Genomic DNA, 10887 nt, shown 5'->3' with positions numbered 1-10887 from the left:
CTCCTTTGTAAAAAGAAATTAAAAAAATCCATTTCATTATATTACAAAAGTCTTTAAGATAGATTAAATATTTACTTTTTTAAACTTTATACAAATATAAACTAACAAAGCTGTTATAAACATTATAAAACTTAAAATTTGCCCCATACTCATACCCCATAAAACAAAACCTATACCAAAATCAGGCTCGCGATAAAATTCACATATAAATCTTGCCAATGAATAAGCACCAGCATACACAAGAATCAATTCCCCTTGAAAACTTTGCTTAAATCTTGCTAAATAAACTATAATAAAAACAACAATACCTTCTAAAAATGCTTCATAAAGTTGCGATGGATGGCGCAATACTCCATCAACATAAATTCCCCAAGGCACATTTGTAATGCGACCAAAAAGCTCTTGATTTAAAAAATTTCCTATACGACCAAAAACATAAGCCAATGGAACACTTAAAGCAACCAAATCAAGAAAAATCCAAGGATTTGTTTTATATTTTTTACAAAACAATAAAGTAGCTATCAAAAATCCTATAATTGCTCCATGATAACTCATACCTCGAATACCTACAAATTCACCATTAATATAAGGATTAAAAATTTGCCAAGGATGAGTAATATAATACATAGTATTTGCATCATAAATCAAAATATATCCAAGCCTTGCACCTAAAATAACCCCTATTTCAACCCATATAAAATAACTATCCAAATGTTTTTCATTAATGTCTAGTTGAAATTTTCTTACAAAAAATTTAGCCAAAAGCAAAGCCAAAAGCAAAGCTATAACATACATAATGCCATACCAATGCACCTTTAAACCAAAGATGCTAAAAGCTATAACATTAAAATTTGAATAAATATGCTGCCAAAATTCCATATATCTTTCCTAATTTTCTTTTATAAAAATATAACAAAAAAACTTTAACTTGCTATAATTAACACAAACACATTAAATAAAGGTAAAAAATGAAAAAATATATTTTACTTGCTAGTAGTATGTTAATTTTAGCAGCTTGTGGGGGTACAAGCAGTAATTTTGTCAATGTTTCTATGCCAAATTTTAAACCCCAAGTTCCAACAAAGGTTGAACCTATTGATTCTGGAGTAAGCATTGCTCTTGAGCCTATTAATATAGAACAAAATAACAATTATTCTGATTATTTTGAAAATTCAGTGCTTAAAATTCGCATAGAAAAAGAAATTGATCTTTTAAAACAAAATTTAGAAGAGCAGATCAAAACCATCGCTCAACTAAAAGGCTATAAAATAGTTACTACTAATCCAGACTACACTCTTAAAAGTTCAATCAGTATTTATACGGAAGAAAAAAATGCACAAAAAACAAGCAATTTTATGAGTGGAGATTATGTAAAATCCAATTTAGGTATAAATTTTAAAGGTAAAATAGATTTTATAGATGCACACAATCCACAAAATTCAACTAATCTTTCAAGTAACACTAAACTAGATTCTTTAGTTGCGCTTAACTATCCTATTAAAAATGATGATGGGGTTAATATGTTTAAAACTACTATCTCTACCGTACCAACTCAACTCAATAAAGGTTTAGAGCAACCTGCTTTTGAAATTGATAAAAGTTTTTTAGCTTTTTATAAAAATACATTAAATACACTTTATAACAATCTACCAAAAGCAACAGACATAGGCAAAACTATACCTAATACAAACAGTGGTTTTAATAGTTTTGATGGCGATGCTACCTTTGAAGAAAGCTTACCTCAAACAAATTCTAATCAAAATAATACAATTGAAAACACGCCTACACAAAATATTCCTACAAATCCATCTTCAACAAATCAAAATAATCAAAGTAAAAATCAAGATGGGGTAGAAATATTTGAATGATAAAACTTGTGGGAAAATTAAACTTTCTCACACAAAAAATAAGATTTTCTTATACAAGAAAAATAACTATCATTCTACTTTAAAATCAATGCCTGTTGCATTGCATTTTTTATCATCTCTCTTTTATCTTGTATTTCAAAAAAAAGTTCAAAAGCAAAAACTCCTTGCCATAAAAGCATATCAAGTCCATCTTTAATTTTTAAATGATACTCTTTACACAATCTATAAAAAGGTGTTTCTCTGCCATAAATTACCTCAAAAGCAAATTTAGCTTTAGGTAAAATTCTATCTAAAAGCTCTCTATCACAAGGTAAATTTTCATCTTTTAATCCAGCAGAAGTTGAATTTATAACCAAATCAAAGTCAAAATCTTGCAAGTTTTTATAAAGATAAGTTGGATAAGCTAAAAAATCTTTAAATCTTTTTTTACTACGATTAGCTATATACACTTCTACGCCTTTTTGTTTTAATGCATAAGCAAGCGCCAAAGCTGTACCTCCAGCACCCAAAATCAAAGCTTTTTTTATATTATCAAAATCCTTAATAGCTTCTAAAAAACCTAAAGCATCAGTATTATAAGCGTAAATTTTATCTTCTTTTAAGCATAAAGTATTTGCAGAGCCAATATTTCTAGCAAAATCATCCTTCACATCAGCAATATCTAAAGCTTTTTCCTTAAAAGGCAAAGTAATATTAGCTCCACTAAGTCCTAATTTAAAAAAATCTTCTCTTAAACAGTTAGCATTTCTTAAATGATAGCGTGTATAAATGCTATCAAGCCCTAAGGCTTTAATAGCATTATTATGCATTCTAGGCGATTTAGAGTGAGAAATAGGATCGCCTATAACTGCTAAAAATTTCATTTTAAAGTAAAAGAAAAAGCATCTTTTGCAATATCCTTACGGATTTTAGCAAGTTCTACTGCAATATCTGCCTTTTCAAATGGTCCTATTAAAACCTTGGTAATTTCTTTACCTCCAACTGTAGTTTTATAAAGTTTATAATCATAACCTTTTTGCTTTACAGAAGCAAGTTCTTTTGATTTTTGATCCAAATTACTTACTGAGAAAATTTGCACATAAATACCCGATGCTAAACCACTTGGATGTACAGGTTTAGCATCAACATTTTTAAATAAATCATTTGCATTTTGTTCTTTTTTAGGGGTTTGTTTTGCACTTTCTTTTTCTTTTTTTACAGCTGTTTGTTTTTTTGCTTCTTCTTTAGGTTTTGCAGTTTGTGTTACTTCTTGTTTAGGAGTACTTGCTTGTGGAGTGGTATTTTCTGAAGTAGTTGCTGTTGGTTCTGCTGGAACTTCTTGATCAGGCATAGCAAAATTTGTAGTATCATTGTTATTTGAACTAGAGGTTGTTGTATTTTGAGTTGTATTTTGTTCATCTTGAAATTGTTTTCTTAATGCCTCAAATTGATCTTCTGCTGAAGTATTATCTGTAATTGGCATACTTTCAAAAGAAGTATCATTGTTATTGTCTTGAGTTGCTATAGGTTCACTTGGCAATACACTTTGATTTTGCGTATTTTCATCACCACTACCATTAATAAGCTTCATAACTATCATGATAGCTAAAAACAAAATAACTAAAGCAATAACTCGTAAAAGAATTTTTTTTACTTTTTCACTTTTATTACTTTTTTCTAAAATAATATCATCAAATTCATTTTTTTGATTTTCCATAATTTGTCCTTTCTTACATATGCTTAGACCAAGAACTTCCTCGTTCTTTTTGATAAACCTCATAAGGCAATATTAAAATATTAAATTCCCTAGGTACATCCATGCTAGGAAACACCTTCCATTCTACTGGCATTTTACTTGCAAACATCATTGAAAGTTTAGACGCTAAAGAATAACCTTCGTTTAACGCCGTATGTCCTTTATGAATATAAAGATGTAAATGTCCTGGAGTTTTAGTCTTATAGGCTGTGAAATTTATAAAACCTTCTTCTCTTAAAATAAGTTGTGCACGGTGATAAAATCTTTCAGCATTAAAACCATTATAATCAAAGACAATATTTTCTACTTTATTATCTTTTGTTATTAAATCATGAGCGACAACAATTTTTTTAGCAGCGTGTTCTCTCATGACATTTAAATTTAAAGGAGCATCAACTCTTTCAAATTTATCAAAAAATAAGCGACCTCTATGTGTAATTTTATTTACAATTTTATCGCGTCTTATATAATAATGATCGCCAATTATTTTAATTAGCGACATATCCATTGGTGAAATCAAAACATAGCCCTTTCATAAATAATAAAATTACTTGCAAGTTTTTTTAATTCTTGTTTAATATTCTTTTGTAATTTTTCATTATTAATATCATCTAAAATATCTGCAATATAATTTGACACAATTTCCATTTCTTTTTCTTTAAAACCTCTGGCAGTAAGGGCTGGAGTTCCAAGTCTTAATCCACTTGTGATAAAAGGACTTCTAATCTCTCCTGGAACGGTATTTTTATTTGCAGTAATACCTGCATTTCCAAGAGCTAAATCTGCATCTTTTCCACTAAATTCACGATCTAAAAAACTCATTAAAATAAGGTGATTATCCGTTCCATCGCTAACAAGTTTAAATTTTCTATCCATTAAAACATTAGCTAAAACTTGAGCATTGGTTCTTACTTGTTTTGCATAGACTTTCCACTCATCGCTAAGATTAAATTTAAATCCTACTGCTTTTGCAGCAATTACATGCATCAAAGGACCACCTTGAATACCTGGAAAAATGGCAGAATTAATTTTTTTAGCAAGCTCTTCATCATTTGTCATAATAATACCACCTCTTGGGCCACGCAAAGTTTTATGCGTAGTTGAACTTACTACATGAGCGTGTGGAAAAGGACTTGGATGTTCGCCTGCTACAACAAGACCTGCAATATGTGCTATATCAGCAAAAAGATAGGCGCCTACTTCATCAGCGATTTCTCTAAATTTAGCAAAATCAATCACTCTTGCATAAGCACTAGCTCCACAAACTATTAATTTTGGCTTTTCTTTTTTAGCAATTTCTCTTACTTTTTCATAATCAATTCTTCCATCAAGTTCTACGCCGTAAAAACAACTTTCGTACATTTTACCTGAAGAACTTACTTTTGCACCATGAGTTAAATGTCCACCATGACTTAAATCCATTCCTAAAATTTTATCACCTGGATTAATCAAAGCCGCATAAACACCTTGATTAGCTTGAGAACCTGAATTAGGCTGAACATTAGCAAATTTACAATTAAAAAGTTTTTTACATCTTTCAATAGCTAGAGTTTCAATCTCATCAACAAATTCACAACCACCATAATATCTTTTACCCGGATAACCCTCTGCGTATTTGTTTGTCAAAATACTTCCCATAACTTCCATTACTTCAGGCAAAGTGAAATTTTCACTCGCTATCATTTCAAGACCTTCACATTGACGCTCTAACTCTTTGTTTGTCAAATCAAAAATTTCTTTATCAAACATTTCTAAACTCATTCTTTCTCCTTTAGTTCTGATTTTAATGGACGCATTGCAGGAAACAATATCACATCTCGAATAGATTTTTTATTCGTCAAAAGCATAACAAGTCTATCTATGCCTATACCCTGCCCTGCCGTTGGAGGCATTCCATAACCCAAAGCATTTACAAAATCTTCATCCATTTCGCAAGCCTCTTCATCGCCTGCATTTTTAGCTTCAATTTGTTTTAAAAATCTCTCATATTGATCAAGAGGATCATTAAGTTCATTAAAACCATTTGCCAATTCTCTTCCACAAATAAACAACTCAAATCTCTCAGCAATCTGAGAATCCTCATCGCTACGTCTTGATAAAGGACTTATGGAAATAGGAAAATCAATCACAAAAGTAGGATTGATCAATTTTTCTTCCACATAATTGTCAAAAAGTTCAGCTTGCAAATGTCCAAGTTCAAGCTTTTCATTCGCTTCAAAACCATCTGCTTTTAATTTAGTAAGAATTTTTTCCTTATCTTCGATTAAATCCCTATCTAAACCACCATACTTACAAAGTGCGTCTTTATAGGTTATTCTTTCAAAAGGTTTGGAAAAATTTACCATTTTTCCATCAAATTCTATTGTTTTTCCTAAATTAAGTTTATCCAAAAGTAAAGCAAAAAGTTCTTCGGTTAAATCCATTAAATCTTTATAATTATGATAGGCCCAATAAAATTCTATAGTTGTAAATTCGGGATTATGAGTTAAATCCATACCTTCGTTTCTAAAACAACGATTGATTTCAAAAACCGCCTCAAAACCACCTACTATAAGTCTTTTAAGATAAAGTTCTGGAGCAATTCTTAAAAATCTTTCTACGCCTAAAGAATTATGAAAAGTTACAAAAGGCTTAGCGTTTGCTCCACCTGCAATCGGATGCATCATAGGAGTTTCTACTTCTAAAAAGCCTTTATTTTCAAAAAAATGACGGATTAAACTCACCACTTTAGAACGCACTAAAAAATCTTTTCTAACTTCGACATTCATTATCATATCAACATAACGTTTACGATATCTTTGCTCAATATCTGTTAATCCATGATATTTTTCAGGTAAAGGAACAATAGCTTTTGTAGCGAGTTTTACTTCGCTTGCATGCAAACTAAATTCACCTGTTTTAGTTACAAAAGGAAAACCTTTAACCAAAACAATATCACCCACCTCTAAATTCTTTTTTAAAATCGTATAAAGCTCTTCGCCTACGCTATCTTTACTAAAATAAATTTGTAAATTTGTATCCTCATCTTCAATGTTTGCAAAAATTGATTTCCCAGCTATACGCAAAAGTTTCAAACGTCCTGCAACAACAGCATTGACACTTTCATCTCTTTTTTCAACTTGCTCTAAAATATAAGAAAATTTATCCTTAAAAGTCTTTAAAGACATTTCCTTTTCTAAAAAATGAGGATAAGGATTAATCCCTAAATTTTTTAACTCTTTAGCTTTTTCTATTCTTTGCTGCTCTAAAATATTATCAAACATTTATATTTTTACCTTTGCTTTTTGATTATTACAATCACCACAAACACCATAAAGCTGCATCAAATGCCCTGTAAGTTTAAAACCATGTTCTTTTGCAATCAAGGCTTGCTGTCTTTCTATAATAGGATTTTCAAATTCTATAATTTTTCCGCAATTTTTACATATCATATGATCATGGTGAGGTTTATTGGCAAGCTCGTATTTTTTACCTGCCGAACCAAAAGAAATGGAAGTTACCATTTCTGCTTCTTCAAGCAAATTTAAAGTACGATAAACAGTTGCAATTCCTACATTTAAATCAGGTTCAGCTTGTTTGATTTCCATATATAAACTTTCGGGTGTGTAATGAGTATCACTGTGATAAAGAGTTTTTAAAAGCACTTCTCTTTGCTTAGTATATTTAAGTCCGCCTTGTCTTAATATTTTTTTAAATCTCTCAAGTAAAACATCATATTCCACATTTTCTATCAGCATATCACTCCCCTTTTTGAGTATTGTTTAAATCACTTACAATATCTTGCAACTTTTCATTAGCATGATCTAGACTATTTTCTGTTAAAGGTTGATTCATAATAAAAGATCCCGTTTCTTTAAGTAAATTTAAAGTATAGCTATTTTTAGCAAAATTATCTAATTTATCATTTAAAAAATCGATTCTTGCTACACAAAAAACCAAAATTGCAAAAATTAAAAAGATTTTTGCTCCACCAAATATAAAGCCACCAATACGATCTAAAAAACCTAGGCCACTTAATTTAATCAACTTAGAAAGAAAATTACCCACCAATAAACAAACTATCCAAAAAATAATTAATATGGCCAAAAATCCAGCAAATCCAGCTAAGCTTTGATTTTCTATCTTATAAAAAGCACTTTGTATAAATTCAGCTGCTTGAGTTGCATATTTTGAAGCAATAAAAACACCACCAATAATACCCAAAAGTCCAAAAATTTCTTTTATCAAACCATTGATAATACCCTTAAGCCCTAAAAGCAAGGTAAATCCTAAAATAAAAGCATCAAACCAATAAAAATTCATTTCAATCACTCTCTGATTTTTTTTGTTTTAAATTTATTCTACAAATAAGCACTAAATGCTAAGTTAATCATTCTATGATTTTAGGAACAACAAAAAAATGTTCTTGTTTTTTTGGAGCACAATCTAAAACCTCATCAATAACATTGCTATTTCTTATCTCATCAATCCTCAAAGGAGCTCCACCTTTTATAGTACTCACAGTAATCTCTTGGGAATCTAAATCAAGTTCGTTTAATTTTTCAACAAAATTCACAATTTCACTTAACTGTGCAATAGTTTCATTTCTGTTTTTTGTTATTTGTAAAGCACTTAATTTTTCAAGCTTGCTTAATAATTTCTCATCTATTTGCATTTCTTAAACCTTAATAAAAAAGTTAAAATTTTGAAAATTATATCATAAAAAGCTTTAAATTGTTTAGGATATTTTGCAATTTATATGATACAATATCATAATTTTTCTATACAAAAATAAAAATATTTTTTCAAGGATAAATTTTGGGACTAAAAGATAATTTAAAAGCTGTTAAAAATGAACTTAACACAGAAGAACAATTTATAGAAAATTTTATCAAAGGAGAGAGATTTATACGCAAGTATAAATTTTATATATCTGCTGTTGTGATAATTTTAGTTGCTTGGTTTGCTGGAAATTTTATAATCTCAAAAATAAACGATTATAAAACAAAAGAAGCAAATGAAATTTATGCCAATCTAATACAAGATCCTAGCAATAAAAATCTTTTAGAACAACTTAAAAATAAAAATACTAATCTTTACACTATCTTTTTACTAAAAGAAAATATTAATGATCTTAATAATACAGCCTTTCAAAATGAACTAAAACAAATTTATAATAATGCTCAAACAAACACTTTACTTAAAAATATTATTGCATTATCTTTAGGAGATAAATCAATATTTTTAAAAAATTATGATAAATTATTAGAAGCTTACAAACTTTTAGAGCAAAATAAAATCGAAGAAGCTAATGTTTTACTTTCTCAGATAAAAGAAAATTCAAGTTTAAATCAAATAGCTAAAAATCTCAAACATTATCAAGGCATTACACAATGAAAAAAATATTTTTAACACTATTTTGTTTAATATTTCTATGTGCTTGTGGCACCAAAAGACAATATTTTGAACCAAAACAAACCGATGGAGATTTAAGTCATAATAGCAATTTAAAAAGTAAAATCGTTGATTGGAATCTAGTTTCTGCAAAACTTAGCAATAATACAGCTATCTTAAAAAATAATATTTCCATAGACAAGTTTAAACTTCCTAAAAATTATATGCTTCTAGCTTATCAAGATGGGGAATATTTTACTGCAGATAATAATGGAAATTTAAAAATTTTTGACAATTCTTATAATGAAATTTATAATTTTCAATTTGACGCTAGTGTTGTAGGAGTAGCTTCTAATGGAGATGATTTAGCCCTTGTACTTGCAAATAATACTATAGTTCTTGCAAATCGTTCTTTGGGTATTAAATTTAGTCAAACCCTAACCTCAGCTCCAGCTCAAGACAGTCGTACCGCTAATCCTATATTTTTAGACAATATCATCGTATATCCAACGCTAGATGGCAAAATTTTAATTCTTTCAAGAAACAATCTTCAAGTCATTAAAGACGTGGTTATTTCGGCAGAAAATTTTTTCAACAATGTAATCCATCTAAGCGTAATCGGAGATAAACTTATAGCAGCAACAGCTAAAAAAATCATTATTGTAAGCCCCGCTAGAACTCTTTATCTTGATGCTGACATAAAAGATGTTGCACTTAGCGATGATGGTATTTTTATACTAGAAAAAGATGGCACTATTATTAAAACTGATTATAACTTAAGAAAAATTGCGGAAAAAAAATTTGAATTTGCTATTTTTGTAAAAAGTAATATATACAATAATTATTTATATATTTTTGAAAAAACAGGCTATCTTATCAAAATGAATCTAAATTTAGATAATACACAAGTATTTAAACTTTCAGAAGCTATTGATAAAATTTCTTTCATGGGGAATGGTAAATTTTACTACGGAGATAAAATTTTAGATTTGTTATGATAAAAATTTTAGAACAAACAATAAAGTCTTTAAAATTAAATTTAAAGCCCTATGACTTAAGTATGTTGACTAGAAAAAAAAGTTATATTTGTGCTAAAGATCAAAATAACATTCTTTTTATGTATACAGGAAAAACAAAATTTTTAATGAAAGATGCCTTATTTTTAGAAAATCTAGCACAGCAAATTAACATAAATAACAAATATTTTTTTAGCATGGCTTCTCTTTGCTCTAAAGCAAAAAATCATCTAGAAATGAAAGGATTTAATATCTATGTTGCTCTGTGATATTGGGAATTCAAATGCTAATTTCCTAGATGATAACAAATATTTTACTCTTAGTATAGATCAGTTTTTAGAATTTAAAAATGAACAAAAAATTTTTTATATCAATGTCAATGAACATCTCAAAGAACATTTAAAAAATCAAAAAAATTTTATCAATCTTGAACCTTATTTTTTATTTGATACAATTTATCAAGGATTAGGAATCGATCGCATAGCAGCTTGTTATACTATTGAAGATGGGGTTGTTGTAGATGCAGGTAGTGCTATTACAATTGATATTATTTCTAATTCTATACATCTTGGTGGTTTTATCTTACCAGGTATTGCAAATTATAAAAAAATTTATAGCCATATTTCACCACGATTAAAAAGTGAATTTAACACTCAAGTTAGTCTTGATGCATTCCCGCAAAAAACTATGGATGCTTTAAGTTATGGTGTTTTTAAAGGAATTTACCTACTGATAAAAGATGCCGCTCAAAATAAAAAGCTTTATTTCACTGGTGGAGATGGACAATTTTTAGCAAATTATTTCGATCACGCAATTTATGATAAACTTTTAATCTTTCGAGGAATGAAAAAGATTATAAAAGAAAATCCCAATTTACTTTATTAAAAATGTTACA

The 10887-nt window shown here is 28.8% G+C and carries 14 protein-coding genes; 5 read left to right on the top strand and 9 right to left on the bottom strand.

Annotated elements, in window-relative coordinates; translation table 11 throughout:
* Positions 1-63: 63 nt before the first annotated feature.
* Complete coding sequence (lgt, locus tag FBF15_RS02740) at positions 64-879, bottom strand: prolipoprotein diacylglyceryl transferase (protein ID WP_002854600.1); 816 nt, start codon at positions 877-879, stop codon at positions 64-66.
* Positions 880-968: 89 nt separating this feature from the next.
* Here lgt and FBF15_RS02735 point away from each other — a divergent pair, with 89 nt between their 5' ends.
* On the top strand, positions 969-1868 hold the full coding sequence (locus tag FBF15_RS02735; protein WP_038816750.1) for a membrane lipoprotein lipid attachment site-containing protein: 900 nt from the start codon (positions 969-971) through the stop codon (positions 1866-1868).
* Positions 1869-1942: 74 nt separating this feature from the next.
* Here the strand turns inward: FBF15_RS02735 and FBF15_RS02730 are convergent, their stop codons facing one another.
* The 8 genes from FBF15_RS02730 to gatC form a co-directional block, all read right to left on the bottom strand.
* The gene (locus FBF15_RS02730) at positions 1943-2731 is read right to left on the bottom strand and encodes a shikimate dehydrogenase (protein WP_038816751.1); all 789 of its coding nucleotides are present in this window, start codon (positions 2729-2731) and stop codon (positions 1943-1945) included.
* Positions 2728-3564 carry an SPOR domain-containing protein gene (locus FBF15_RS02725; RefSeq protein ID WP_002873863.1) on the bottom strand — a complete coding sequence of 279 codons (837 nt, stop codon included), beginning with the start codon at positions 3562-3564 and terminating at the stop codon, positions 2728-2730. The genes FBF15_RS02730 and FBF15_RS02725 overlap by 4 nt, the downstream gene beginning before the upstream one ends.
* Positions 3565-3577: 13 nt before the next feature.
* Entirely contained in the window at positions 3578-4123 is a 546-nt protein-coding gene (locus FBF15_RS02720; RefSeq protein ID WP_002859481.1) for a DUF1882 domain-containing protein, read from the bottom strand.
* Entirely contained in the window at positions 4120-5364 is a 1245-nt protein-coding gene (locus tag FBF15_RS02715) for a serine hydroxymethyltransferase (protein WP_038816752.1), read from the bottom strand. The genes FBF15_RS02720 and FBF15_RS02715 overlap by 4 nt, the downstream gene beginning before the upstream one ends.
* Positions 5361-6866 carry a lysine--tRNA ligase gene (lysS, locus tag FBF15_RS02710; protein ID WP_038816753.1) on the bottom strand — a complete coding sequence of 502 codons (1506 nt, stop codon included), beginning with the start codon at positions 6864-6866 and terminating at the stop codon, positions 5361-5363. Before lysS ends, FBF15_RS02715 begins: the two co-directional genes overlap by 4 nt.
* Positions 6867-7340, bottom strand: coding sequence for a Fur family transcriptional regulator (locus tag FBF15_RS02705; protein ID WP_002854230.1), 474 nt, complete (start codon positions 7338-7340; stop codon positions 6867-6869).
* 1 nt (position 7341) lies between these two features.
* Entirely contained in the window at positions 7342-7905 is a 564-nt protein-coding gene (locus FBF15_RS02700) for a CvpA family protein (protein ID WP_002860268.1), read from the bottom strand.
* A 67-nt stretch (positions 7906-7972) separates the two neighbouring features.
* On the bottom strand, positions 7973-8257 hold the full coding sequence (gene gatC, locus FBF15_RS02695) for an Asp-tRNA(Asn)/Glu-tRNA(Gln) amidotransferase subunit GatC (protein WP_002858734.1): 285 nt from the start codon (positions 8255-8257) through the stop codon (positions 7973-7975).
* Positions 8258-8400: 143 nt separating this feature from the next.
* On the opposite strand from gatC, the gene FBF15_RS02690 reads away from it, so the two are divergent.
* From FBF15_RS02690 to FBF15_RS02675, 4 genes are read left to right on the top strand one after another with little or no spacing between them, the layout of a single operon-like run.
* Entirely contained in the window at positions 8401-8979 is a 579-nt protein-coding gene (locus FBF15_RS02690; protein ID WP_002859477.1) for a hypothetical protein, read from the top strand.
* The gene (locus FBF15_RS02685) at positions 8976-9974 is read left to right on the top strand and encodes a hypothetical protein (protein WP_002859476.1); all 999 of its coding nucleotides are present in this window, start codon (positions 8976-8978) and stop codon (positions 9972-9974) included. Before FBF15_RS02690 ends, FBF15_RS02685 begins: the two co-directional genes overlap by 4 nt.
* A complete protein-coding gene (locus FBF15_RS02680) occupies positions 9971-10261 on the top strand; it encodes a hypothetical protein (protein ID WP_002859475.1) in 291 nt (96 codons plus the stop codon). The genes FBF15_RS02685 and FBF15_RS02680 overlap by 4 nt, the downstream gene beginning before the upstream one ends.
* Entirely contained in the window at positions 10248-10877 is a 630-nt protein-coding gene (locus tag FBF15_RS02675) for a type III pantothenate kinase (protein ID WP_002854234.1), read from the top strand. The genes FBF15_RS02680 and FBF15_RS02675 overlap by 14 nt, the downstream gene beginning before the upstream one ends.
* Positions 10878-10887: the final 10 nt, after the last annotated feature.

The organism is Campylobacter sp. CFSAN093233 (genome assembly GCF_011068165.1).
In the GTDB taxonomy this organism is placed as follows: Bacteria; Campylobacterota; Campylobacteria; order Campylobacterales; family Campylobacteraceae; genus Campylobacter_D; species Campylobacter_D jejuni.
This window is presented reverse-complemented; position numbering and strand designations above follow the sequence as displayed.